Consider the following 24,367-nt stretch of genomic DNA (forward strand, 5'->3'; position numbering starts at 1 on the left):
GCGCTCTGGCGTGCCCCTGCGCCGGATGGTCCCCCGCTGTTGCGAGAATGCCCGCCATGGCCCGTCGTACACCTGCACCGCCCGAGGACTTCGAGGAACACATTGTCGACATCGACGTCGGCGACGAGATGAGGGCCAGCTTCCTCGAGTACGCCTACTCGGTGATCTACTCCCGCGCGCTCCCGGACGCCCGGGACGGGCTGAAGCCGGTGCAGCGCCGGATCCTCTACTCGATGCACGACATGGGCCTGCGCCCCGACCGCGGCCACGTGAAGTCCTCCCGCGTCGTCGGCGAGACGATGGGCCGGTTCCACCCGCACGGCGACACGGCGATCTACGACGCCCTGGTCCGCCAGGCCCAGTCCTGGTCGCTGCGGGTCCCGACCATCGACGGCCACGGCAACTTCGGCTCGCCCGACGACCCGCCGGCCGCGATGCGGTACACCGAGTGCCGGATGGCGCCGGCCGCGGTCGCGATGACGGCGACCATCGACGAGGACACCGTCGACTTCCGGCCCAACTACGACGGCCGCGAGGTGGAGCCCTCGGTGCTGCCGGCGGCGATCCCGCACCTGGTGGTCAACGGCGCCACCGGCATCGCGGTCGGCATGGCGACCAACATGGCGCCGCACAACCTGGTCGAGGTCGTCCAGGCGCTGCGGCACCTGATCAACCACCCGAACGCCGACCTGGACGCGCTGATGCGGTTCATCCCCGGCCCGGACCTGCCGACCGGCGGCAAGATCATCGGCCTCGACGGCATCCGGGACGCCTACGACAGCGGCAAGGGCTCGTTCAAGATGCGGGCGACCGCGAGGATCGAGTCGGTGACCGCCCGCCGCAAGGGCATCGTGGTCACCGAGCTGCCGTACGGCGTCGGCACCGAGCGCGTGATCGAGGCGATCAAGAAGCTGGTCCAGGCCAAGAAGGTCCAGGGCATCGCGGACGTGAAGGACCTCACCGACCGCGAGAAGGGCCTGCGCCTGGTCATCGAGGTCAAGAACGGCTTCCACCCCGAGGCGCTGCTGGAGCAGCTCTACAAGAGCACCCCGCTGGAGGACTCCTTCGGGATCAACGCGGTCGCCCTGGTCGACGGCCAGCCGCGCACCCTCGGGCTCAAGCAGATGCTCGAGGTCTTCCTCGACCACCGCTACGAAGTCGTCCGCCGCCGGTCGACCTTCCGGCGCGGCAAGGCCGCCGACCGGCTGCACCTGGTCGAGGGCCTGCTGCTCGCGATCCTCGACATCGACGAGGTCATCCAGCTGATCCGGGCCAGCGAGAACGCCGAGGAGGCGCGCGGGCGGCTGATGTCGGTCTTCGACCTCTCCGAGATCCAGGCCAACTTCATCCTCGACATGCCGCTGCGCCGGCTGACCAAGTACTCCAAGCTCGAGCTCGACAAGGAGAAGGACCAGCTGCTCGCCACGATCGCGGGCCTGGACGAGATCCTCGGCGACGAGAAGGCGCTGCGGAAGGTCGTCTCCGACGAGCTGGCCGAGGTCGCCAAGACCTACGGGACCCCGCGGCGCACCGTCCTGCTGGAGGGCTCCGGCGTCTCCGCGACCGCGACGGCCACACCGCTGGAGGTGGCCGACGACCCGTGCCACGTCTACCTCTCCTCCACCGGGCTGCTCGCCCGGACCACCGGCGACGACCCGGTCGGCGAGGGCGGCGGGCGCGCCAAGCACGACGTGATCGTCTCCGCGGTGCGCACCACCGCGCGCGGCGAGGTCGGCGTCGTGACGAGTGCCGGCCGGGTGCTCAAGCTCGGCGTGCTGGAGGTCCCGGCCCTGCCGGCCACCGCCAACCACCCGAACCTGTCCGGCGGCGCCCCGGTCGGCGAGTTCCTCACCCTCGACGCGGACGAGCGCCCGTTGGCGCTGATGAGCTTCGACCCCGACGCCCAGGGCGTGGCGCTCGGCACCGCACAGGGGGTGGTGAAGCGGGTCAACCAGGAGTACCTGAGCAACAGGGACGACTGGGACCTCATCGCCCTCAAGGACGGCGACCGCGTGGTCGGCGCCGTCCAGCTGGTCACCGGCGAGGAGACCCTCTGCTTCGTCACCGACGACGCGCAGCTGCTGCACTTCGGTGCGGACGGGGTCCGGCCGCAGGGCCGTTCCGGCGGCGGCATCGCCGGCATCAAGCTCGGGCCGGGCGCCGCGGTCTCCTGGTTCGGCGCGATCACGAACGGCGAGGACGCGGTGGTGGTCACCGTCTCCGGCGCGAGCACCGCCCTGCCCGGGACGGAGTCCGGCGCGGTCAAGGTCACCCCGTTCGCCGAGTACCCCGCCAAGGGCCGCGCGACCGGCGGCGTCCRCTGCCACCGCTTCCTCAAGGGCGAGGACACCCTGGTGTTCGCGTGGGCGGGTCAGGCTCCCGCCCGGGCCGCGGCCGCCAGCGGCGCCCCGGTCGACCTGCCCGAGGCCGACGGCCGCCGCGACGGCTCCGGTACGCCGGCCAGCCAGCCGATCGTCGCCTGCGCCGGCCCGGTCGCGCACAGGCCGGCCGACGGCGTCGTGGGAGGCTAGGCGCATGAACCTGACCCGCACCCGTCGCGCCGCGGCCGCCCTGGTCGCGGTCGCCGCGATGTCCGTCGCGGTGGCCGGCTGCGGCGGCTCGTCGGAGAAGAAGGGCGGCGCGGACCCGCAGGCCGTGATGACGGCGGCGAAGAAGCAGTTCGACGAGGCCTCCAGCGTCCACCTGGCGATGGCCACCGACTCGCTGCCGACCGAGGGCAACGCCGTCCTCGGGGCGAACGGCACGCTCACCGACCAGCCCGCCTTCAAGGGCGACGTGAAGGTGCTGTTCAGCGGCTTCAACACGACGATCCCGGTGGTCGCGGTCGACGGCAAGGTCTACGCGAAGATCCCGCTGACGCCGAAGTTCGCGGCGATCGACCCGAGCGCCTACGGCGCCCCCGACCCGGCCGGGTTCGTCGACCCGGACACGGGCATCTCCGGACTGCTCCTCAAGATCGAGGACCTGAAGGAGACCGGTCAGAAGCGGGTCGGCAAGCAGGTGATCACCACCTACTCCGGGACGCTGCCCGGCGACCTGGTGGCGCCGATCATCCCGAGCGCGGACGCGTCCGGGACCTACCAGGTCGTGGTCGGGATCGACGAGGACGGCCGGATCGCGACGCTCAAGGTCACCGGCGACTTCTTCTCCGGTTCCGGCGACGTGACCTACGACCTGGTGTTCACCGACTACGACGAAGCCGTCACCGTCACCGCGCCGTGACCGGACCGCGTCCGGGGCCGCTGCTGGCCCTCGCCTCGGTGGCGGTCGCGTTCGCCGCGGCCGACACCTACGTGGTGGTGCTGTCGCTGCCGGAGATGATGGGCTCGGTCGGGCTCAGCGTCGAGGAGCTGCAGCGGGCGGCACCGATCATCAGCGGCTTCCTGCTCGGTTACGTGGCGATGCTCCCGCTGATCGGGCGGATCGCCGACCTCCGCGGCCGGATCCCGGTGCTGACCGCGTCGCTGCTCGTCTTCGCGTTCGGCTCGCTGGTCACCGCGGCGGCGTACGACCTGCCGAGCCTGGTGCTCGGCCGCTTCCTGCAGGGCGTGGGCGGCGGCGGGCTGGTCCCGGTGACGCTGGCCCTGGTCGCCGACATCTACCCCGCCGAACGCCGCAGCGTCCCGCTCGGCGTGGTCGGCGCGGTGCAGGAGCTCGGCAGCGTGCTCGGGCCCCTGTACGGCGCGGTGGTGCTCGTCTTCGGCACCTGGCGCGACATCTTCTGGATCAACCTGGCGGTCGGGCTGGTCCTGGCCGCCGGCATCGCGGCCCTGCACCGCCGCGGCGCCACCGGCCGGGAACCCGGGCCCCGGCGCCGCGCCGACCTGGTCGGGCTCACCCTGCTGGGCCTGTGGCTGGCGGCGCTGCTGCTGGTGATGCGGCAGCCGGACCGGCTGGTCACCTCCGTCGACTGGGGCGGGCCGTTCGTCCCGTTCGGCGACGGCGGCGGGTTGACCGGCTCGGTCTGGTGGTCCCCGCTGGGCCTGGTCGCCGCGGGCCTCGGGTGCGCCCTGGTGGCCTGGCTGCTGCTGGCGCCGCAGCCGTTCCTCGACCTGCGCGACTGGGGCGCGAGCGCCCGGCAGGCCGACCTGCTCGGCGCGCTGCTGCTCGCGGTGGCGCTCGGCGGGGTCATCCTCGCGTTCGCGTCCGCGGACCCGGAGGTCCAGGTCTTCTCCCCCGCCGGCCCCTGGTACCTGGCTGTCGCGGCCCTCTCGACCGTCGGTTTCGTGCTCCACCAGCGCCGGGCGCGTTCCCCGCTGGTGCCGCGTGGGTCGTTCGCGCAGCGGCCGGCCTGGGGCGCGCTGGTGGTCAGCTTCCTGGTCGGTTCGGCGCTGATCGCCGCGCTCGTCGACATCCCGGTCTTCGCCCGGGTCAGCATCTACGGCGACTCGCAGGTCAAGGCCGCGCTGGTGCTGGTCGAGTTCCTGGTGGCGCTGCCGATCGGCGCGGTCCTCGGCGGCTACCTGACCCGGGCGTTCCCCGCGGGCGCGGTCGCGGCCACCGGCATGGTGGCCGCCGCGGTCGGCTTCTGGGCGATGAGCCGGTGGGACGTCGACGCGCTGCACCACCTGTCGTCCAGCGCTGTCCTGGCGCTGACCGGGCTCGGGTTCGGGCTGGCGCTCGCCCCGGTGAACGCGGCCCTGCTGGCCTGCACCGACGACGCCGTCCACGGCGTCACCAGCGCGCTGCTCGTGGTCAGCCGGATGGTCGGCATGCTGGTCGGGATCTCGGCGCTCACGACGCTCGGGCTGCGCCGCTACTACGCCGTCTCCGCGGACTTCCCGGCGCCGACCGAGGTCTGTGACGGCAAGAGCCGCTGCGACGCCTACTCCGACCTGCTCCAGGGTGCCGGCGTCGAGCAGCTGCACGCGATCTTCGTCGGGGCGGCCGGGTGCGCGCTGGCCGCGGCCGTGCTCGCGCTGCTGCTGTTCCGCAACGCACCCACCCGGGCCGCGTCCGTCCTCGTAGGAGTGAGTGCATGATCGAGCCCGCGTGCAGCGCCGCCAGCGCCGCCGTCGACGAGCCGCTGATCGGGTCGGCGCCGGACGCCGTCGCCTGGGTCTGCCTGGAGCAGAACGGGCCGTGGGGCGCGAAGGCGTGGACCGACTCGCACCTGGACCCCGTGCTCGGGAAGGCGATCGAGACCGCCGCCGGCGAGCACGGCGTCCGGCCGTCCCTGATCCGGCGTACCGGGCGGCACGCGGACCCGGGCACCTCCACCCGCCGGCACGTGCTCGTCGCGTACGTCGTCCCCGGGCGGACCTGGCTGCTCAGCGGCACGGTCGCTGCCCCGGAGGCTCTGCTCGACCTCGACTGGGCCGCGGTGGCTGCCGGTGACATCGAGGCCGTACGGCGCTCGCTGCCCGGCGTGGAGCCCACCGGGCAGCCGCACCTCCTGGTGTGCACCAACGGGACCCGGGACACCTGCTGCGCCCGGCTCGGCCGACCCGTCGCGACGGCCGCGGCGGCGGCGTACCCGGACCAGGTGTGGGAGGTGACCCACACCTCCGGCCACCGGCTCGCGGCGACCACCGTGCTGCTGCCGGCGGGGGTGCTGCACGGCCGGGTCCTGGACGGCGCCCCGCTGATCGAGGCCGCGTCGCGGGGCGAGCTCGTCCTCACCGGCTACCGCGGCCGCTCGCACCTCTCCGCCGGCGCGCAGGTCGCGGAGGAGCACGTCCGTCGCACCGAGGGCATCCTCGGCCTGGACGACCTCGACGTGGTCCCCGAGGTCGACGCCTGGTCGGTGCGCCACCGCGACGGCCGGCGCTGGTGGGTCGCAGTGAGGCGGTCCGAGGAGGGCGAGCGCCCCGAGTCGTGCGGCAAGCCGGCCAAGCCGGTGACTCGCTATGCGGCCACCGTCGTCCGCTGACCCACGACTGCACTAGCCTCGCTGGCGTGAGCACCGAATTCGACGACCTGCTGGCCGCGAACCGCGAGTTCGCCGCCGACTTCACCCTCTCCGGCTTCGACGGCGTCGCCCACGCGGGCATCGCGATCGTGACCTGCATGGACTCCCGCATCGATCCCCTGGGCATGCTCGGCCTGAAGCCGGGCGACGCGAAGATCTTCCGCAACCCGGGCGGCCGGGTCACCGAGGCAGCCCTCGAGGCGCTCGTCCTCGGCGTCCACCTGCTCAAGGTGGAGCGGATCCTGGTGGTCCCGCACACCCGGTGCGCGATGGCCTCGGCCAGCGAGGAGCAGCTCCAGGAGCGGATCGGCGCGGCCGTCGGTCAGGACGTCTCCTGGCACGCCTTCCACGTCATCGAGGACCAGCCGCAGTCGCTGCGCCACGACGTCGCGAAGGTGCGCTCGCACCCGCTGATCCCGGACACCGTCGCGGTCGGCGGCTTCATCTACGACGTCGACTCGGGGCTGCTCGACCGGATCGTCTGACCGGCAGCCCGGCGCCGGCGTCGGCGTCGGCGTCGGCGTCGGGTTGGGGTCGGCTCAGACGAGCAGCGGGCTGACCAGCGGGACGTAGCCGGACGCCTGCCCGGCCTTGTTCGGGTGGTAGCTGTCCGAGACGGGGTTGGACAGGCCGTTCAGCCACTCCGGGGAGTCGCAGACCGCGTGCCCGACGAACCTGCTGGTCGGGTTGGCGAAGGTGAAGCCCTTCGCCGCGGCCTGCGCCGAGATCTTCGAGTTGATCAGGTCGGCCATCTGGTTCAGCCGGGTCTCCTCGGCCGGGCTGAAGAAGGTGGCGGCGTTGCAGTCCTCGCCGTTGAAGATCCGCGGGTACCCGACCACGACGACCTTCGCATTCGGCGCCTTCGCCCTGATGCTGGCGTAGAGCGTCGCGAGCGACCCGGGCAGGGTGTTGGTGATGTAGGCCCGCGCGGTGTCGATCCTGCCGTCGCAGTTGCTGGCCCAGCCGGGCTGGGCGCACTCGGTGAGCACCGAGGAGAAGCCGGCGTCGTTGCCGCCGACCGAGATCGTGACGTAGCGGGTCCCGGTCGAGAGCGCACTCAGCTGGCTGCTCGTGACGGTGGAGACCTTCGCGCCCGAGCACGCCTTGAAGGTCAGCGTGTAGCCCTTGGCGGCCGCGATCAGCCAGGGGTAGGCCAGGGTCGAGCGTTGGCACGACGTGCCGTCGCCGATGTAGCTGCGGGTGCCGACGCCCGAGGAGTAGGAGTCACCGAGCGCGACGTACGACGGTCCCGCCGCGTGCGCCGGTCTGGCCGAGACCAGGCCGGCGAGCAGGAGCAGCAGAGCGGCCACACCGGTGAGGGCGTGCAGACGGGATCGACGAGTCATCCGAGAACTCCTTGAGCGAGCGAAGGCCACCCCGCGTGACCCGGATCACACTCAAGCGGTCAGGCGGGCGGACTGTCCAGCACCCGGAGGGGACCTGTGGACTCAGCCGAGCCGCTCGGCCACGAACCGGAGCTGCGCCGGGGCCACCTCGCGCCAGTAGTCCGCGTCGTGTGCGCCCGGACGGAAGCTCTGCGCGGCCGGGTCGAGCCGGGCCGCGAAGTCGCGCGTCGCGGAGTAGAACGGGTCCGCGCGGCCGCAGTCGAGCCGGACCGGCACCCCGCGGAGCCACTCCGGGTGACCGAACACGTCGTGGGCGTCGAAGTCGGCCGCGGAGTCGAACGCCCCCGCCGCGGTCCGTGCGGCCGAGGTGAACAGCGCCGGGCTGGCGACGGCGACCGCGCGCACCGGCATCCGGTCGAGGCCGGCCAGCAGCAGGGCGCCGTACCCACCCATCGACCAGCCGTGCAGCGCCACCCGGTCGGGATCGGTCCCGTGCTCGGCGAGGACCGGGACCAGCTCGGACCGGACCATCGCGCCGGCGTCGCTGCCGTCGGCGCGCCGATGGTAGTAGCCGTGGTCGCCGCCGTCGACCGTGGCCAGCGCGAACGCGGGAGCACCCTTGCCGACGACGTCGTCCAGGACCCGGTCGAGGTGGAGCCTGGTCAGCGCCGTGCGTTCGCTGCCGCCGCGGCCGTGCAGGCTGATCAGTACCGGGAGCCCGTCCAGGGCGTGGCCCTGCGGCGCGGTCAGCGTCCAGCGCACCCGGCGGCCCGCGTGCGCCGAGCGGAACGACCCGGTCGTCGTGCCCGCCGGCAGTGCCCGGCTCTCCGGCGCGAGGCCGCACCCGGCGAGCACCGCGCCGGTCCCGAGAGCGGCCCCGCCGAGCAGCACGGCCCGCCGGGTCGGCCCGCTCATGCGTCGATCGCGTCCTGGTCGACCTCGTAGGCACCGGCCACGATGAAGTCCTTGCGCGGTGCGACCTCCGAGCCCATCAGCAGCTCGAAGACCTCGGCCGCCATCGCCGCGTCGTCGGCGGTGATCCGGCGCAGGGTGCGGTGCCGCGGGTCCATGGTGGTCTCGGCGAGCTGGTCGGCGTCCATCTCCCCCAGGCCCTTGTAGCGCTGCACCGGGTCCTTCCAGCGGACGCCCTTCTTGGTCAGCTCGGCGAGCTTCCGCTGCAGCTCCGGGTCGGAGTACGTGTAGATGTACTTCTCCATGCCCTTCTTCGGGTTGGAGAGCTCGATCCGGTGCAGCGGCGGGACGGCGGTGTAGACGCGCCCCTGCGTGACCAGGTCGGGCATGTACTTGAAGAACAGCGTCGCCAGCAGGCAGCGGATGTGCGCGCCGTCGGAGTCCGCGTCGGCCATGAAGATGATCCGGCCGTAGCGGGCCGCGTCGATGTCGAAGGTCCGCCCCGAGCCGGCGCCGACGACCTGGATGATCGAGGCGCACTCGGTGTTCTTGAGCACGTCGGCGACCTGGGCCTTCTGCACGTTCAGGATCTTGCCGCGGATCGGCAGCAGTGCCTGGAACTCCGAGTTCCGGGCCAGCTTCGCGGTACCGAGCGCCGAGTCGCCCTCGACGATGAACAGCTCGGACCGCTCCACGTCGTTGGACCGGCAGTCGGCGAGCTTGGCCGGCAGCGCCGAGGACTCCAGCGCGTTCTTGCGGCGCTGGGTGTCGCGCTGCTGCCGGGCGACCAGGCGGGTCTTGGCGGCGCCGGCGACCTTCTCCATGACGAGCTTGGCCTGGGCCTTCTCGGTCCGCTTGGTCGAGGTGAGGAACTCCTTCAGCTCGGCGCTGACCACCTTGCGCACGATCGACCGCGCGGCGGGCGTCCCGAGGACCTCCTTGGTCTGGCCCTCGAACTGCGGCTCGGCGAGCCGGACGGTGACCACCGAGGTCATCCCCTCGATGACGTCGTCCTTGATCACGTCGGCGTCGTTGACCTTGAGCACCCGGCCCGCGCGCATGGCGTCGTTGAACGACTTCGTGAGCGCGGCCTCGAACCCGGAGACGTGGGTACCGCCCTTCGGGGTGGCGATCACGTTCACGTAGGAGCGCATCTCGGTGTCGTAGCTGTTGCTCCACCGGACCGCGATGTCGACGAACAGCTCGCGCTCGACGTCCTGCGGCGTCATGTGGCCCTGCTCGTCGAGCAGCGGCACCGTCTCGGTGAAGGTGTCCGAGCCCTGGAGCCGGAGGACGTCGGTGACCGGGTCGCCGTGGGAGAGGAACTCGGCGAACTCGGAGATGCCGCCGTCGTGCTTGAACCGCTCGACGACCGGCTCGTCACCACGCTCGTCGCGGATCACCAGCTCGAGCCCGGGGACGATGAACGACGTCTGCCGGGCGCGGTTGATCAGGCCCTCGAGCTCGAACTTCGCGTCCTTCGTGAAGATCTGCTTGTCCGGCCAGAACCGGATCCGGGTGCCGCTGCGGCCCTTGGCGACCCTGGCTCCCTTGCGGGAGAGGCCGGAGGCCGCCGTGAACCCGGCTCCCGGGCCGTCGGCGTCGAAGACACCGGGGACGCCGCGCTGGAAGCTCATCCCCTGGATCGCGGGCGAGCGCTCCACGTCGACGTCCATCCGGGAGGAGAGCGCGTTCACCACGGACAGGCCGACGCCGTGCAGACCGCCGGTGGCCATGTAGGAGCCGCCGCCGAACTTGCCGCCCGCGTGCAGCTTGGTCGCGACCACCTCGACGCCGGGGAGCCCGGTCTTGGGCTCCTTGTCGGTCGGGATGCCGCGGCCGTTGTCGTGCACCTCGACCGAGCCGTCGGCGTGCAGGATCACCTCGACCTTGTCGGCGGCGCCGGCCAGGGCCTCGTCCACGCCGTTGTCGATGATCTCCCAGAGGCAGTGCATGAGCCCGCGCGTGTCGGTCGAGCCGATGTACATGCCGGGCCGCTTGCGGACCGCCTCGAGACCTTCGAGGACGAGGAGGTGCTGGGCGTTGTAGGTGTTGTCGGCGATCGGTCTTTCCTCACTGGCTCACGGGGTCGGGAAGAATCTACAAGGTCACGAACTCGCAAATTCGCCGCAACACCGGGCACGACGTGCCGATGATTGTTGGTGGAGTGAGTCACACTCGTTCCACCGCTCGTCTCAACGGACGACAACCGGGGCGAGCGGGAACAGATCCGCGTGATTGGATGTTGGACCCCGTGAAACCCGGGAGAGCAGTAACCAGATGCTCTGCACCGAGTTACTACGAGCAACACCAGGAAAGAGAGGCCACCGTGACCACTGCGACAGCCCCGAGCGCAGCCCCGCTGACCGCGGTAGACCGCTGCGACCGCTGCGGTGCCCAGGCTTACCTCCGCGTGTCCCTCCAGGGCGGCGGGGAGCTTCTCTTCTGCGCCCACCACGCGCGGGAGCACGGTGACAAGCTCCGCGAGATCGCGACGTACGTGCACGACGAGACCGACAAGCTCGCCGACACCCCGACGGTCACCACGGACGACGAGGCCTGACCCGCCCGCACCCGACGTCGACGACGCCCCGGTCCCTGTGACCGGGGCGTCGTCTTTTCCCTTTCCCCGCCCCCTGAGAGGCTCTCTGCCGTGTCCGCCCTCGAGATCCTGCTCGCCGTCGTCGTCGCGCTCGGCCTGGTCGGCATCCTGGTGCCGCTGCTGCCCGGCAGCCTGCTGGTCGCCGGCGCGGTGCTCGTCTGGGCGCTGTCCGAGGGCAGTACGACGGGCTGGGCGGTGCTGGTCGTCGCCGCGATGCTGATCGCCGCCGGCGCGGTGGTGAAGTACCTGGTCCCCGGTCGCCGGCTGCAGCGCACCGGGGTGCCGAACCGGTCCCTGTTCGCGGGTGCCGTGCTCGGCGTCGTCGGCTTCTTCGTGGTCCCTGTCGTCGGGCTGCTGATCGGCTTCGTCCTCGGCGTCTACCTCTCCGAGTGGCAGCGGCTCGACCACCGCCGGGCGTGGCCGGCGACCGTCGCCGCACTGCAGGCGATCGGCCTCGGCATCCTCATCGAGCTCGCCTTCACCACCCTCGCCGCCACGGTCTGGGCGGTGGCGGCGGTGTCGACCTCGTGACCGTCCTCCTCGCCCTGGCCGCCGCGGCCCTCTACGGCCTCTCCGACTTCGTCGGCGGGGTCGCGTCCCGGCGCTCCTCGGTCTGGCCGGTCGGGCTGCTCGCCTGCGCCGGCGCCCTGGCGGGCTCGCTGGTGATCGCCCTGGTCACCTCGGGCGACCCGACCTCGGGCCAGGTCGGCTGGGCCCTGCTCGCCGGCGTCGGGAGCGGACTGGGCACCGCGTTCCTCTACCGGGGCCTGGCGGGCGGGCGGATGGGTGTGGTCGCGCCGGTCTCCGGCGTCGGCGCGGTGCTGGTCCCCCTGGTCGTCGGCGTCGTGGGCGGCGACCGTCCGGCGGCACTCGCCTGGCTGGGGATCGCGCTGGCACTGCCCGGCATCTGGTTCGTGGCGCGCGAGCCCTCCACCAGCCCGGCTTCCGGCGGCCCGAGCGGCCTGCTCGACGGCGTCCTGGCGGGGCTCGGCTTCGGGCTGCTCTTCGCCGCTCTCGGCCAGGTGCCCGAGTCGGCGGGGTACTGGCCGCTGGTGGGCACCCAGGTGGTCTCGGTGCTGACCCTCGCGACGGCCGCGCTCCTGCTCGGCGGCGACCCGGTACCGCGGGTCCGCGCCGATCTCGGCGGGCTGGTCGCCGGCGTGCTGGCGAGCCTGGCGGTGCTGTTCTTCCTGCTCGCCACCAGCCACGGCCTGCTGAGCATCGCGGCGGTGATCACCGCGCTCTACCCGGCGTTCACGGTGCTGCTGGCGATGGTCGTGCTGCGCGAGCGGGTGCACGCGGCCCAGGCCGTCGGCCTCGGGTTGTGCGCGGCGTCGGTGGTGCTGGTCTCGGTCGCCTGACCGTCTTCTGGCTGGACAGGTGTCCAGTTCTTGGGCGCGGGACCTGCGGCAGAACTGGAACGTGTTCTAAAGTCGGCGCATGACTCTGCAGGTGCACGACGAGAACCGGGTCCGCACGATCACCCTCGACCGGCCGGACGCGCTGAACGCCTTCAACGAGGCGCTGTACGACGCCACCGCGGACGCCCTCCTGGACGCCGCCGCCGACCCGGCCGTGGCGGTCGTCCTGCTCACCGGGGCCGGTCGCGCGTTCAGCGCCGGCACCGACCTGCTGGAGATGCACCAGCTCGCCACCGACCCCGACTTCGAGCGCGGCAAGCACGGCTTCCTGGGCCTCCTCGACGCCCTCGCCGCGTTCCCCAAGCCGCTGATCTGCGCGGTCAACGGCCTCGGGCTCGGGATCGGCGCCACCATCCTCGGCTTCGCCGACCTGGCCTTCATGTCCAACACGGCCAAGCTCAAGTGCCCCTTCACCAGCCTCGGCGTCGCCCCCGAGGCCGCGTCGAGCTACCTGTTCCCCCAGCTCGTCGGCCGCCAGAACGCCGCCTGGATGCTGCTCTCCGCCGAGTGGATCAGCGCCGCCGAGGCTCACGAGATGGGCCTGGTCTGGAAGGTGTGCGAGCCCGCCGACCTGCTCCCCGAGGCACGCCGCCACGCCGAGCTCCTCGCCGCCCGGCCGATCTCCAGCCTGGTCGCGGTCAAGCGCACCATGGTCGAACCCGTCCGAGCCGAGATCGCCGCCGCCCGCGAGCGCGAGAACGCCGCCTTCGCCGAGCTGATGGGCGGGCCCGCCAATCTCGAGGCGCTGACCGCCTTCGCCGAGGGTCGCGAGCCCGACTTCACGAACCTGCCCGAGGGCTGGTGACCCCGGTGACCGAGTTCAACCTCTCCCGCGTCTTCGGCACGGTCGCCGCCGCGGTCCCCGACCAGGAGGCCCTGGTCTGGCGGGACCGCCGGCTGACCTACGGCGCGATGGACGCCCGCATCACCGGCGTCGCGCACTACCTCGCCACCCAGGGGCTCGGCCGGCACGTCCGGCGCGCCGACCTGGCCGGGCACGAGCTCGGCCAGGACACCGTCGGCCTCTACCTGCGCAACGGCAACGAGTACCCGGAGGCCATGATCGCCTCCTACCGGGCCGGCGCGGCCGCCTTCAACATCAACTACATGTACGTCGAGGAAGAGCTCGTCTACCTCCTCAACGACGCCGGAACGAACGCGCTCGTCTACCACGCCGAGTTCGCCCCCCGGGTCGCCGCCGTCCTGGACCGGGTGCCGACCATCCGGGTGCTGATCCAGGTCGCCGACGAGTCCGGCCACGACCTGCTGCCGGGGGCGGTCGACTACGAGACGGTCGTGACGACCCCCGCACCGGTCAACCCCCTCCCCGAGCCGCTCGGCGAGGACGCCTTCCTGCTCTACACCGGCGGCACCACCGGGATGCCGAAGGGCGTGATCTGGCGCCAGCACGACGTGTACGTCGCCGCGATGGGCGGCCGGCCGTTCGGCTCGCCGGACCCGTACACGTCGTACGAGGAGATCGCGGAGGCCGCGCGCGAGGCCGGCGGCGGCATCCGGCTGCTGATGACCGCGCCGTTCATGCACGGTGCCGCGCAGTGGTCGACCTTCCACATGTTCACCGGCGGCGGCAAGGTCGTGCTGCCGGACAACATCACCAGCATGGACGCCGCCGACTGGCTGCGGACGACCGAGCGCGAGGGCGTGGTCAGCATCCCGGTCGTCGGCGACGCGATGGCCCGCCCGTTGATCGACGAGATCGAGCGCGGCGACTACGACCTGTCCGGCCTGGCGGCGATCAACAACGGCGGCGCGCCCATCACCCCCGGCGTCCGGCACCGGATCCACGAGGCACTGCCGAACATCCTCATCCTCGACGCGGTCGGCTCCTCGGAGACCGGCATCCAGATGAATCACTACTCGGCCGCCGGCGCCGAGGCGGAGACGGCCGTGTTCAACCCCGAGCCCGACACCGGCGTCGTCGACGACCTCCGCCAGCGCGTCCTGCAGCCGGGCGAGGGCGGTGGCTGGCTGGCGCGCCGCGGCCTGGTGCCGCTGGGGTACCTGGGCGACGCGGCCAAGACCGCACAGACGTTCCCGGTGATCGACGGCGTCCGCTACTCGGTGCCCGGTGACCGTGCCGAGCTCCTCGGGGACGGCCGCATCCGGCTGCTCGGCCGGGACTCGGTGACGATCAACTCCGGTGGCGAGAAGATCTTCGCCGAGGAGGTCGAGCGCGCGCTGGCCGCGCACCCCGACATCGCCGACGTGATCGTGGCCGGCCGTCCGTCCGAGCGCTGGGGCAGCGAGGTCGTCGCGATCGTGGCCCTGCGGCCGGGCGCGACCGCGACCGACGCGGACCTGCTCGCCGAGGCCGGGAAGCACGTCGCCCGCTACAAGCTGCCCAAGGCGATCGTGCGGCGTACGACGATCGCCCGCTCACCCTCCGGAAAGGCTGACTACCGGTGGGCCAAAGTGCAGGCTGAGGAAGGCTGAACCGGGCCGGGCCGTGAACCGTAGTCCCGGGTGACGCGTGCCACCGGGCCGCGTCGCCCGACGAACGGAGCCCGTCATGTTCGACACCCTCGACGGTCTGCCGGTGCACACCCTGGTGGTGCACGCGGTCGTCGTGCTCCTGCCCCTGGGCGTCCTCGGGACGATCGCGATCGCCGTGCACCCGGCCTGGCGACGCACCCACGGCCGGCTCGTCGTCGGTGTCCTCGCGGTCGCGACCGCGCTCGTCCCGGTCGCGGTCCTGAGCGGCGCGGAGTTCAAGAAGCGGGTCGGCGACCCCGGCCACCACGACCAGCTCGGACGGATGCTGATCTGGTTCGCACTGCCGGTCCTCGTGCTGGCCGTGATCCTGGTCGTGCTCGACCGGCGGGACCGCGCGGACGGAGGCGAGGAAGCATCCTCGTGGGCCGCGTCCCCGTCCCCCCGCACCACCTCGACCGGGACGGCGTCGACAGGCACCACCGTCGTCGCCGCGCTCGCCGTGGTGGCCGCGGTCGCTTGCGGCGTCCAGGTCTACCGGGTCGGCGAGTCCGGGGCCCGGGCGGCCTGGGGCGCCGTGGTCCAGAGCACCAACCAGTAGCCCCGGGCGACCAGGGATCACCAACGGCGAGGCTCCTCCCCCGCAGGGGAGGCGGAGCCCCGCCGTCAGCTTCCCCCGGACCGTCTGGGAGTTCGATCCGGGGACGTGGCGCCCGCTCACGCGGAGCGCCGGGTGAGCCACCTGGCCTTTGGGGAGTCAGGCGCCTCGTTGCCACTCAAACGCAGGATCCGGCCGCTGGCTATGTGTTCCCCGCGCTTGCTGGGCAAATGTCTGGACCGTTCCCCACCCCAGGGGGTGAGTTCTACCCCACGGGTCACGGTCTTCACAGAAAACCCGTGTCCGTCCGGGCTCGGTCCGCTACACATCTCCGTTCGCTCTGCGCGAGCAGGTGTCCGCGGAGCTGCCTGCACGATCTAGTGTTCGCCCCGATGGACGACAGCCCCGAGGACGACGCCCTCCTGAAGCGGCTGCTGGACGGCGACGAGGACGCCTTCCGGCAGGTCTACCGCACGACCCACCCGGGGCTGCTGCGCTACCTGACCGTGCTCGTCGGACCGGTCGACGCCGACGACGTCGCCGCCGAGGCCTGGACCCAGGCGTTCCGGGACCTCGGCACCTTCGCGGGCACGCTGGACGGCTTCCGCGGCTGGGTGACCACCATCGGCCGGCACCGGGCGCTCGACCTGGTGCGGAGCCGGCAGCGGCGCCCGGTGGTCGACGTCCCCGACGAGGAGCTGCTCGACCACGCGCTCGCGCCGGCCGCGGAGGCCGACGCCCTCACCCTGGTGACCACCGCCGAGGCGCTCCGGCTGATCGCCACGCTGCCGCCCGACCAGGCCGAGGCGGTGCTGCTTCGGGCGGTCGTCGGGCTGGACGCGAAGACCGCCGGGGCGGTCCTCGGCAAGCGCCCCGGCGCGGTGCGCACGGCCGCGTACCGGGGCCTGCGCACGCTGCAGAGAAGAATTCTTCCGGGCGACAGTGACGTTTCCGGCGTTCCCGACGCTGACGAGGTGAGATGACGACGAACCGCCCCCGCCTGAACCGCCGCGCCGCGGACCGGATGCTCGACGCGCCCGGGACGCCTGCCGGTGACTCCGTCGGCGAGATCCTCGCCGCCGCGACCGCCCCCTCTGCGGGAGACCTGCCCGGAGAGCTTCCCGGTGAGGCGGCCGCGCTGGCCCAGTTCCGGGCGCACGCGGCAGCAGTTCGACGCACCGCCCCGGGAGGAGCACCCGTGGTCGTCACGACGCGTCGCAAGCTCGCCGTACCGGCAGTCGCGCTGGCCGCAGCCGGCGTTCTCGCCGCCACCGGCGGCGTCGCGCTCGCCGCCTCCAACGGCGCCCTGCACGTCCCGTTCACCGGTCACGACAACCGGCCGGACAAGGCCCACACCGCCCCCACCGCCCCCGACGCCCCGGGGTCCACCAACCCGGGCCTGGGCGCGTCCGGTGAGCCGTCCGCCGCGACGACCGCCGGCGCCACCCCGAAGGCGCACCCGACCGCCGACCCGAGCCCGTCGCTGCGCGGCCTCTGCGTCGCCTTCCAGGCCGGTGCCACGCACGACGGCAAGACCAGTCCGGCCTTCACCGCCCTGACCAAGGCGGCCGGCGGCACGGACAACATCGCCACCTACTGCGTCGCGCTCCTCGGCACCCCGAAGGCGCACCCGACACAGCCGGCGCACCCGACCAAGCCCACGCACCCGGCCAAGCCGACCCAGGCGGCCAGCCCGACCAAGCCCGCGCACCCGACCAAGCCCGCGAAGCCGACTCAGGCGGCCAGCCCGACGAAGGGCCCGAGGACGCCGAAGGCGACCGACGCCCCGAGCCCCTGAGGGAACGCCCCTGAGGCAGCGCCTCCCGGGCACCAGCTGTACGGCGCAACACCCCGACGCGCCGGACAGGCGTTCTCCCCCCGGACGCCACATGACCCCACCTRCCTCGCCGCAGGTGGGGTCACGCGCTTTCGGATCAGAGGAGGTGTCCCGCTCGCAGGAGCTAGTCGACGACCGCGACTGCGACCCAGTTCTCGCGCAGGGAGCGGCGCAGCGCGATGGCCTGCCGGGTCTGCACCAGGATCGCGACGATCGCGATCACGACCACGGTGAGGTACCAGCCCCAGCTGTCCTGCACCCGGTCGGAGAAGGCGCTGCGGGTGAAGTCGTCGGAGTTGAGATCCCCGACGAGGAGCATCAGCCCGGCGGTGACCCCGATGGCGCCGGCGATCGAGGTGAACACGATCAGCACCACCGAGGGCATGTCCACCAGGACGGCGAACAACCCCAGCAGCGCCCCGACGACGATGCCGATGGTGACCGCGACCCAGCTCCAGTCGATCCCGAGCGCGACGACCAGGCCGGAACCGAGCGCGAACCCGGCCGCGGCCATGGCGAGGATCACCGCGACGGCGTAGAAGAGGTAGGCGAGCACCGCGAAGACGATCGCGAACACGATGCCGAGGACCCAGCCGAGCACCGTGCCGAGGAAGTGCTCGTCGCTGAAGCCCGCGACCAGGCCGGCCCCGAACGCGAAGCCGGCGAAGGCGCCCCAGATCGGGAACACGACCCGCATCACGAACTGACCGCCGAAACAGAAGAAGAGTCCCGCGATGATCGCCAGGACGCCCAGGATGATGTCTGCCATGGCGCGAGCCTAGGGTCCCGGCATCCTCCCCGACCCCACCGGAAACGGGCCATTTTCCGGCGTGGGGCCGGGTCCGCGAAAAGCGGTGGGCCGGCACCCCGGTGCCGTGTTCTCCTTCTCCGATGCGCTTCACCACGTACGCCGACCTCGCCCGCAACCCGCTGGTGCGTCGCGTTCTCGTCCTCGGCCTGCTGATCCGGATCCCGCTCTGGGCCTCCGGCATCGTCCTCACCCTGCACGTCGTCGACCACCTCGACCGGTCCTACACCCAGGCCGGCGCCATCGAGATGGTCTACTCGCTCGCCCTGGCCGTGAGCGGACCGTGGCGCGGGCGCCGCCTGGACCGGGTCGGCCTGCGTGCCGCGCTGGTGCCGTCGCTGGTCGTGCTGACGGTCTGCTGGAGCGTGGCGCCGTGGATCGGGTACTGGCCGCTGATGGCTCTGGTGGCGGTCGCCGGACTGTTCATGATGCCGACCTTCTCGATCGTCCGGCAGGTGCTGATCGGCGCCGTCCCGGACCACCAGCGGACGGCCGTGCTCTCCGTCGACTCGGTCGTCGTCGAATTCTCGTTCATGATCGGCCCCGTGCTCGGCGTCCTGGGCGCGGTCTACCTCCCGACGCCGGTGGCGCTGTTCGGGTTCCAGGTCTGCACGATCCTCGGTGGCATCGCACTGTGGTGGGCGAACCCACCGCTGGGCAACGAGACCCAGGACCACCGGGACGGCCCCGCTCCGCGGGTCCGGGAGTGGCTCTCCCCCGCGGTCGTCGCGATCCTGGTGATCGCGGCGTCCGCGACGGTGATCCTGACCGGCGAGGACCTCGGCACGGTCGCCGCGATGCGGGAGATGGGCCACACGAGCTCGATCGGCTGGGTGCTCGCGCTGTGGGGCTTCGGCTCCGCGGTCGGCGGGATCGTGTACGGCGCCCYGCACCGGCACCCGCCGGCAGGAGTGCTGCTCGCCCTGCTCGCCGCGAGCACGATGCTGGTCGCGGTCACCGACGGGAGGCTCGCCTTCACCGTGGTGCTGTTCGTGTCCGGGCTGTTCTGCGCACCCACGATCACCGCGACCATCGACGACCTCTCCCGCGCGGTCCCGGCGCGGGTGCGCGGCGAGGCGATGGGGTGGCACGGGTCGGCGCTCACCCTCGGCGGCGCCATCGGTGCCCCGCTGGTCGGCGCGGCGATCGACCGCGGCGGCTGGCAGTCCGGGTTCGAGGTCGCCGGCCTGCTGGGCCTGGTCAGCGCCCTGATCGGGCTGAGCCTGCAGATGCGACGACGGCGCCCGGCAGAGCCGGACGCCGTCGTGGAGGCAGTGCTGTCAGAGGTCGATCAGTCGAGATAGTCGCGCAGGACCTGCGAGCGGCTCGGGTGCCGCAGCTTCGACATCGTCTTCGACTCGATCTGGCGGATCCGCTCGCGCGTCACCCCGTAGACCTTGCCGATCTCGTCGAGGGTCTTCGGCTGGCCGTCGGTGAGGCCGAACCGCATGCTCACGACGCCGGCCTCGCGCTCGGACAGGGTGTCCAGCACGGCGTGCAGCTGCTCCTGGAGGAGCGTGAAGCTGACCGCGTCGGCCGGGACGATCGCCTCGGAGTCCTCGATCAGGTCGCCGAACTCGGAGTCGCCGTCCTCACCCAGCGGGGTGTGCAGCGAGATCGGCTCGCGGCCGTACTTCTGGACCTCGATGACCTTCTCCGGGGTCATGTCGAGCTCCTTGGCCAGCTCCTCCGGGGTGGGCTCGCGGCCCAGGTCCTGGAGCATCTGGCGCTGCACGCGGGCGAGCTTGTTGATGACCTCGACCATGTGCACCGGGATGCGGATGGTGCGGGCCTGGTCGGCCATGGCGCGGGTGATCGCCTGCCGGATCCACCAGGTCGCGTAGGTCGAGAACTTGTAGCCCTTGGTGTAGTCGAACTTCTCGACCGCGCGGATCAGACCGAGGTTGCCCTCCTGGATCAGGTCCAGGAAGAGCATGCCGCGACCGGTGTACCGCTTGGCCAGGGAGACGACGAGACGCAGGTTCGCCTCGAGCAGGTGGTTCTTCGCGCGCTTGCCGTCCTCGGCGATCCACTCGAGCTCGTCGAGCATCTTGGCGCTGATCTTGCCGCCCTTGCCGAGCTTCTCCTCCGAGAACAGGCCGGCCTCGATCCGCTTGGCGAGCTCGACCTCCATCTCGGCGTTCAGCAGCGGGACCTTGCCGATCTGCTTGAGGTAGTCCTTGACCGGGTCGGCGGTCGCACCGGCGACCATGACCTGCTGCTCGGGCTCGTCGGTGTCGTCGGCGGCGGAGACGGTGAAGGCCTGCTTCTCGTCCTCCTTGATCGTCGGGTCCGCCTTGACGTCGGCCTCGAACTGCTCGTCGGGGACGTCGGCGAGGACCGGCTTGCCGTCAGGGCCGAGGACGACGGCGGTCGCCTGCAGCTCCTCCGCGGTGGCGGCCTTCTTGGCCGCTGCCTTCTTCGCGGGGGCGGACGAGGCAGCCTTCTTCGCGGCGGGAGCGGCCTTCTTCGCAGGCGCGGCAGCCTTCTTCGCCGCGGTCTTCTCCGCCGGCTTCTCGGCAGCCTTCGTGGTCTTGGCAGGCGCCTTCTTCGCGGCCGAGGCAGTCTTGGCGGTGGACTTCCGGGTGGTCGCGGTGGACGAGCTCGAGGACAACGAGTTACCTCTCGGTCTTACGTGGGATGGCACTTCTCGGGCGCGGCAAAGCCCGTACCTGTCAACAGCCGCGCCGCCATTCTGTCATGACGCCGGTGAAAACCAACGATCGGACCCGCGGTTCAACGTCCACGGGGTCCCGAGGAGCGGGTCAGCAGGAGGGTCACGACCAGGAACGCGGTCAGCGCCAGGATCATGACGACCAGCAGGACACCCATCAGGCGCACCTCTCTCTCGGCGGGAATTCACCCGTACCCGTCGGGAGCCGCACCATGTACCCGGGTCAGCCGGCGGCCTTGGCCGCGGCCTTCTTCTCCTTCTTGTACGCGCGGACCTTGCCGAGCGACTCCGGGTCGACGACGTCGGCCACCGAGCGGAATCCGTCCAGGCTGTAGTCGCCCACAGCCTTCTCCCATCCGGCCGGCTTCACGTCGAGCTGCTTGGCGACCAGGGCGGTGAAGATCTGCGCCTTCTGCTTGCCGAACCCGGGCAGCGCCATGACGCGCTCGACCAGCTCGGCACCGGTGCCCGCCTCGGTCCAGATCTTCGCCGCGTCGCCGTCGTAGGTGTCGGCCACCTCGCGGGCGACCGCCTGGATCTTCGTCGCCATGGACCCCGGGAAGCGGTGCACCGCCGGCGGCGTCGCGCAGAGCGCGGCGAACGCCTCGGGGTCGGCCTCGGCGATCCGCTGCGGGTCGAGCGTGCCGAACCGCTCGAGGACCTTCGCCGGACCGCGGAACGCGTGCTCCATCGGGTACTGCTGGTCGAGCAGCATGCCGAGGAGGAGCGCGAACGGGTCGTCGGTCAGGACCTTGTCGGCGGTGTCGTCACCGGTGATCTGGATGGCCATGACGGCCATCCTGCCAAAGGTTGCCCGCACCCCGGTACGCGCCGATCCGTCCACTGATTAGGCTGGTGGTGATGAATGCGTCCGACGACTACTGCGAGCTCTGCGACCTCCCGCTGTCCACCTGCATCCACGGCCGGCCGCCGGCGCCGCCGCCGGAGAAGGCCACCCGGGCCGCGAGCGCGCCGAAGGCCCGCACCCGGTCGACTGCTCCGGCCAGGACCGCCGCCACCACGTCCCGCCCGGCCCTCCCCGGCCGCTGGACGAAGCCCGAGGCGTTCAAGCCGCTGATCGTGGCGGTCCTCGAGGAGGCCGGCGGCGAGCTGGACGCGGACGATGTCTTCCTCGAGCTCGAGATCCTCACCGAGGGCAAGCTGCTCCCCGGGGACGGCGAGCTCACGCCCGAGGGCGAGCTCCGCTGGCGATACGCCGCCCGGCGTGCCCGGATGGCACTGATCAGCGAGGGACTGATGACCAAGGCCGGGCCGGGCATCTGGAAGCTCGCCTGACCCGCGTGCGCGACGAACGCCGACTGCCGGCCCGGACCCCGGAGTCGCGGGCCTTCGCCGAGCGCGTCGAGCTCGTGATGGCGCTGACCGCGCGCCTCAACGCGCTCCCCTTCGACGACCTCGACGGACGCCGGAAGCTGTTCACCGAGATCTTCGGCGGCCCGGTCCCGGACTCGCTGTCGATCCTGCCGCCGTTCTACTGCGACCACGGGCTGGGCGCGACCTTCGGGGAGCAGGTCTTCATCAACCAGGGCTGCTCCTTCCTCGACCTCGGCGGCATCACGATCGGCGACCGGGTCCTGATCGGCCCCCGGGTGACCCTGACCACGGCGGGCCACCCGGTCGAGCCCGCCGAGCGGTTCGACTTCATCACCCATGCCCCGATCGTGATCGAGGACGACGTCTGGATCGGTGCGGCCGCGACCGTCACGCCGGGCGTCACCATCGGCCGGGGTTCCGTGGTCGGCGCCGGGGCCGTCGTCGCGCAGGACGTGCCGCCGATGAGCGTGGTGACGGGGACCAGCATCGTCGAGCGCCGGCGCCTGGGGTCGGCCGGACGTTCCTGACGTCAGGAAGGCTGGTCTGCGGGGTCCGGGCCCATCGCCCGGGCGCTCATCTTCGAGAACAGCCGGACCAGCCGGTTGCGGCCCATCGGGAAGAAGATCCTCGCGCCGATCCGCAGCTGCGGGTGTGCCAGGTGCACCGGCCCCCTGCCGAGCCGGGCGAGCGCCTCCGCGACGACCGCCTCCGGCTTCGCGGCGCCGCGAGCTGGCTCGTCGGGACCCGATGCCAGCCCGCGCTGGTGCCGGAGCGTGCGCAGGCCCGGGGTGTCGGTCTCGCCGAGCACGAGCCCGAGGACGTCGACCCCGCGCGGCTGCAGCTCGCACCACAGCGCCTCGGCGAAGACCATGTCGAACGCCTTCGAGGCGCCGTAGGTGACCATGTTCGGCGCACCCGCGAACCCGGCGCCCGACCCGAAGACGACGATGCCGCCGCGACCGCGCTCAGCCATCGGGCCGCCCAGGCGGTGGCAGAGCTGGACCAGCACGGTGCAGTTGCGGTGCACCATCGCCTCGGCCACCTCGACGGGTTGCGTCAGGAACGACCGGTAGACCGGGTCCGCGCCGGCGCAGTGGACCAGGAAGCCGATCTCCAGGTCGGCTACCGCGTCGGCGATCGCGGCCGCGGCGTCGGGGCGGGTCAGGTCGAGGGCCAGCACCCGGGTGCGGACACCGTGGCGTTCCTCGATCTCGCCGGCCACCTCGGCGAGCACCGCCTCGCGCCGGGCGAGCAGGACGACGTCGAGCCCGCCTGCGGCGAGCGCGTCGGCGAACGCGGCACCGACACCGTCGGAGGCGCCGACGACCAGGGCCCAGGGGCCGTACTTCGCGGTGAGGTCCACGGCTCAGCCCCCGACGCTCGCGAAGCGGGCGGGCGTGAACGTCCGGGTCGCGATCCGCCAGCCGGCGGCGGTGCGCACGAGGCGGTCGGCGTACGAGCCGGCGGCGGTGACCCCGCCGGTGCCGTCGGGGTTCATGATCAGCGCGTCGACGTAGGCCCGGGCGGTCGCCTCGTCCCCGTCGACCTCGGCGACCACGTTGGTCACCCGGTGCAGGGTGTGGCCGGCCCCGGCGTGCGCGGCGACCATGAAGGTCACCAGCTCGTCGGCTCCGGTCCAGCTGCCCACCGGCCCGTAGTCGACGACGCAGTCGGCGGTGAAGCAACGGCGGAGCAGGTCCCAGTCACGTCCGTCGATCGCGGTGGCGTAGCGGATCAGGACGTCGCCGACCTCCTGACGGTCCCGCCAGGCCGACTCAGTGGCCGACTCGGGGCCGGACTCGGGTGTGCTCATCGGGGTCTCCGTTCGGGTGGGCGACGGCGCGGGGCCGGGCCGAAGGCATTCCTACCAGGGATCGGGCCCGTCCCCGCCTCGAACGCCAGGTTCCGGTCGGTCGACCGCTCAGGGCCGCTCCCGGGCTACTCAAGGCCCGTCGTCGCGTCGCTGGCGGCCCGCTGAGCAGTACCTACCCAGGCCGGCCCACCCGCCTCCGGGCAGTGCCGCCAGCGGCTTTCGTAGTGGTCCGGCCAGGGACGCCGGAACCCCCACCACGAAGGAAATCTGATGCGTACGTTCTCCAAGATCGCTCTCGCCGCCGCCGCTGTGACCGGCGTCTCGGTACTGGCCCCCGGGCTGGCCGGAACCGCCAACGCGGCCACGGCCGCCGACGCGACGCCGACGAACTCGGCGTACGCCGCGGCGGTTCTGAAGGACAGCCCGTCGGCATTCCTGCAGGGTCTCAACGACGTGACCGGCAAGACCGCCAACGGCACCGTGGTCGGGGGCTCGACCGCGACCAAGCTGCCCAACGGCGACCCGGCGCTGGCCTTCAACGGCAACGGCCAGTACGCCCAGTTCTCCGACAACAAGGCCTTCGAGGTCGACAACACCGGCGTGCTGACCGCGGAGTACTGGATGCGTCCCGACGCCCT

General features: G+C 72.2%; 25 protein-coding genes. 17 read left to right on the top strand and 8 right to left on the bottom strand.

All coding sequences use genetic code 11. The features are described 5' to 3' along the window. Positions 1-56: 56 nt before the first annotated feature. From AB4Y76_RS12650 to AB4Y76_RS12670, 5 genes are read left to right on the top strand one after another with little or no spacing between them, the layout of a single operon-like run. On the top strand, positions 57-2,531 hold the full coding sequence (locus tag AB4Y76_RS12650) for a DNA gyrase/topoisomerase IV subunit A (RefSeq protein ID WP_441925744.1): 2,475 nt from the start codon (positions 57-59) through the stop codon (positions 2,529-2,531). A gap of 4 nt (positions 2,532-2,535) precedes the next feature. Continuing rightward, positions 2,536-3,243 carry an LppX_LprAFG lipoprotein gene (locus AB4Y76_RS12655; protein WP_441925746.1) on the top strand — a complete coding sequence of 236 codons (708 nt, stop codon included), beginning with the start codon at positions 2,536-2,538 and terminating at the stop codon, positions 3,241-3,243. Beyond that, positions 3,240-5,003, top strand: coding sequence for an MFS transporter (locus tag AB4Y76_RS12660; RefSeq protein WP_441925748.1), 1,764 nt, complete (start codon positions 3,240-3,242; stop codon positions 5,001-5,003). Before AB4Y76_RS12655 ends, AB4Y76_RS12660 begins: the two co-directional genes overlap by 4 nt. Next, positions 5,000-5,893, top strand: a complete 894-nt coding sequence (locus tag AB4Y76_RS12665) for a sucrase ferredoxin (protein ID WP_441925750.1) — start codon at positions 5,000-5,002, stop codon at positions 5,891-5,893. The genes AB4Y76_RS12660 and AB4Y76_RS12665 overlap by 4 nt, the downstream gene beginning before the upstream one ends. Positions 5,894-5,919: 26 nt before the next feature. Next, positions 5,920-6,417, top strand: coding sequence for a beta-class carbonic anhydrase (locus tag AB4Y76_RS12670; protein ID WP_441925752.1), 498 nt, complete (start codon positions 5,920-5,922; stop codon positions 6,415-6,417). A 54-nt stretch (positions 6,418-6,471) separates the two neighbouring features. Here AB4Y76_RS12670 and AB4Y76_RS12675 read toward each other — a convergent pair whose 3' ends face one another. The 3 genes from AB4Y76_RS12675 to AB4Y76_RS12685 form a co-directional block, all read right to left on the bottom strand. Then, the gene (locus AB4Y76_RS12675) at positions 6,472-7,278 is read right to left on the bottom strand and encodes an SGNH/GDSL hydrolase family protein (RefSeq protein ID WP_441925754.1); all 807 of its coding nucleotides are present in this window, start codon (positions 7,276-7,278) and stop codon (positions 6,472-6,474) included. Positions 7,279-7,380: 102 nt separating this feature from the next. Further along, positions 7,381-8,193 (bottom strand): alpha/beta hydrolase, encoded by an 813-nt coding sequence (locus AB4Y76_RS12680; protein ID WP_441925756.1) that lies wholly within the window; start codon positions 8,191-8,193, stop codon positions 7,381-7,383. After that, entirely contained in the window at positions 8,190-10,253 is a 2,064-nt protein-coding gene (locus AB4Y76_RS12685; protein WP_441925792.1) for a DNA gyrase/topoisomerase IV subunit B, read from the bottom strand. The genes AB4Y76_RS12680 and AB4Y76_RS12685 overlap by 4 nt, the downstream gene beginning before the upstream one ends. Before the next feature lie 266 nt (positions 10,254-10,519). Here AB4Y76_RS12685 and AB4Y76_RS12690 point away from each other — a divergent pair, with 266 nt between their 5' ends. The 8 genes from AB4Y76_RS12690 (at position 10,520) to AB4Y76_RS12725 (ending at position 17,060) form a co-directional block, all read left to right on the top strand. Beyond that, on the top strand, positions 10,520-10,753 hold the full coding sequence (locus AB4Y76_RS12690; protein WP_441925758.1) for a DUF7455 domain-containing protein: 234 nt from the start codon (positions 10,520-10,522) through the stop codon (positions 10,751-10,753). 90 nt (positions 10,754-10,843) lie between these two features. Next, positions 10,844-11,323 (top strand): DUF456 domain-containing protein, encoded by a 480-nt coding sequence (locus tag AB4Y76_RS12695; RefSeq protein WP_441925760.1) that lies wholly within the window; start codon positions 10,844-10,846, stop codon positions 11,321-11,323. Next, positions 11,320-12,153, top strand: coding sequence for an EamA family transporter (locus AB4Y76_RS12700; RefSeq protein ID WP_441925762.1), 834 nt, complete (start codon positions 11,320-11,322; stop codon positions 12,151-12,153). Before AB4Y76_RS12695 ends, AB4Y76_RS12700 begins: the two co-directional genes overlap by 4 nt. Positions 12,154-12,232: 79 nt before the next feature. Beyond that, positions 12,233-13,018 (top strand): enoyl-CoA hydratase/isomerase family protein, encoded by a 786-nt coding sequence (locus AB4Y76_RS12705; protein WP_441925764.1) that lies wholly within the window; start codon positions 12,233-12,235, stop codon positions 13,016-13,018. A 5-nt stretch (positions 13,019-13,023) separates the two neighbouring features. After that, complete coding sequence (locus AB4Y76_RS12710; RefSeq protein WP_441925766.1) at positions 13,024-14,667, top strand: acyl-CoA synthetase; 1,644 nt, start codon at positions 13,024-13,026, stop codon at positions 14,665-14,667. Positions 14,668-14,743: 76 nt separating this feature from the next. Further along, positions 14,744-15,265, top strand: coding sequence for a DUF2231 domain-containing protein (locus AB4Y76_RS12715; protein WP_441925768.1), 522 nt, complete (start codon positions 14,744-14,746; stop codon positions 15,263-15,265). Between the two features lie 389 nt (positions 15,266-15,654). Next, entirely contained in the window at positions 15,655-16,245 is a 591-nt protein-coding gene (locus tag AB4Y76_RS12720) for an RNA polymerase sigma factor (RefSeq protein ID WP_441925770.1), read from the top strand. After that, the gene (locus AB4Y76_RS12725) at positions 16,242-17,060 is read left to right on the top strand and encodes a hypothetical protein (RefSeq protein ID WP_441925772.1); all 819 of its coding nucleotides are present in this window, start codon (positions 16,242-16,244) and stop codon (positions 17,058-17,060) included. The genes AB4Y76_RS12720 and AB4Y76_RS12725 overlap by 4 nt, the downstream gene beginning before the upstream one ends. 163 nt (positions 17,061-17,223) lie before the next feature. On the opposite strand, the gene AB4Y76_RS12730 is transcribed toward AB4Y76_RS12725, so the two are convergent. Continuing rightward, complete coding sequence (locus AB4Y76_RS12730; RefSeq protein ID WP_441925774.1) at positions 17,224-17,868, bottom strand: TM7S3/TM198-like domain-containing protein; 645 nt, start codon at positions 17,866-17,868, stop codon at positions 17,224-17,226. 122 nt (positions 17,869-17,990) lie between these two features. Between AB4Y76_RS12730 and AB4Y76_RS12735 the strand changes: the two genes are divergently transcribed. Continuing rightward, entirely contained in the window at positions 17,991-19,211 is a 1,221-nt protein-coding gene (locus AB4Y76_RS12735) for an MFS transporter (RefSeq protein WP_441925776.1), read from the top strand. Here the strand turns inward: AB4Y76_RS12735 and AB4Y76_RS12740 are convergent. After that, the gene (locus tag AB4Y76_RS12740; RefSeq protein WP_441925778.1) at positions 19,199-20,521 is read right to left on the bottom strand and encodes an RNA polymerase sigma factor; all 1,323 of its coding nucleotides are present in this window, start codon (positions 20,519-20,521) and stop codon (positions 19,199-19,201) included. The genes AB4Y76_RS12735 and AB4Y76_RS12740 overlap by 13 nt on opposite strands. Positions 20,522-20,804: 283 nt before the next feature. Next, positions 20,805-21,371, bottom strand: coding sequence for an HhH-GPD-type base excision DNA repair protein (locus tag AB4Y76_RS12745; protein WP_441925779.1), 567 nt, complete (start codon positions 21,369-21,371; stop codon positions 20,805-20,807). A 71-nt stretch (positions 21,372-21,442) separates the two neighbouring features. On the opposite strand from AB4Y76_RS12745, the gene AB4Y76_RS12750 reads away from it, so the two are divergent. Together AB4Y76_RS12750 and AB4Y76_RS12755 are read left to right on the top strand one after the other, a co-directional pair. Beyond that, on the top strand, positions 21,443-21,877 hold the full coding sequence (locus tag AB4Y76_RS12750; protein WP_441925781.1) for a hypothetical protein: 435 nt from the start codon (positions 21,443-21,445) through the stop codon (positions 21,875-21,877). Positions 21,878-21,882: 5 nt separating this feature from the next. Continuing rightward, positions 21,883-22,443, top strand: coding sequence for a sugar O-acetyltransferase (locus tag AB4Y76_RS12755; protein ID WP_441925783.1), 561 nt, complete (start codon positions 21,883-21,885; stop codon positions 22,441-22,443). Positions 22,444-22,445: 2 nt separating this feature from the next. Here the strand turns inward: AB4Y76_RS12755 and AB4Y76_RS12760 are convergent, their stop codons facing one another. Continuing rightward, on the bottom strand, positions 22,446-23,279 hold the full coding sequence (locus tag AB4Y76_RS12760) for an SDR family NAD(P)-dependent oxidoreductase (protein WP_441925784.1): 834 nt from the start codon (positions 23,277-23,279) through the stop codon (positions 22,446-22,448). 3 nt (positions 23,280-23,282) lie between these two features. Further along, positions 23,283-23,729, bottom strand: coding sequence for a nuclear transport factor 2 family protein (locus AB4Y76_RS12765; protein WP_441925786.1), 447 nt, complete (start codon positions 23,727-23,729; stop codon positions 23,283-23,285). Positions 23,730-23,999: 270 nt separating this feature from the next. On the opposite strand from AB4Y76_RS12765, the gene AB4Y76_RS12770 reads away from it, so the two are divergent. Then, the coding region (locus AB4Y76_RS12770) for a hypothetical protein (protein ID WP_441925788.1) at positions 24,000-24,367 on the top strand (368 nt) is incomplete at its 3' end.

Source organism: Marmoricola sp. RAF53 (genome assembly GCF_052114005.1).
In the GTDB taxonomy this organism is placed as follows: domain Bacteria; phylum Actinomycetota; class Actinomycetes; order Propionibacteriales; family Nocardioidaceae; genus Marmoricola.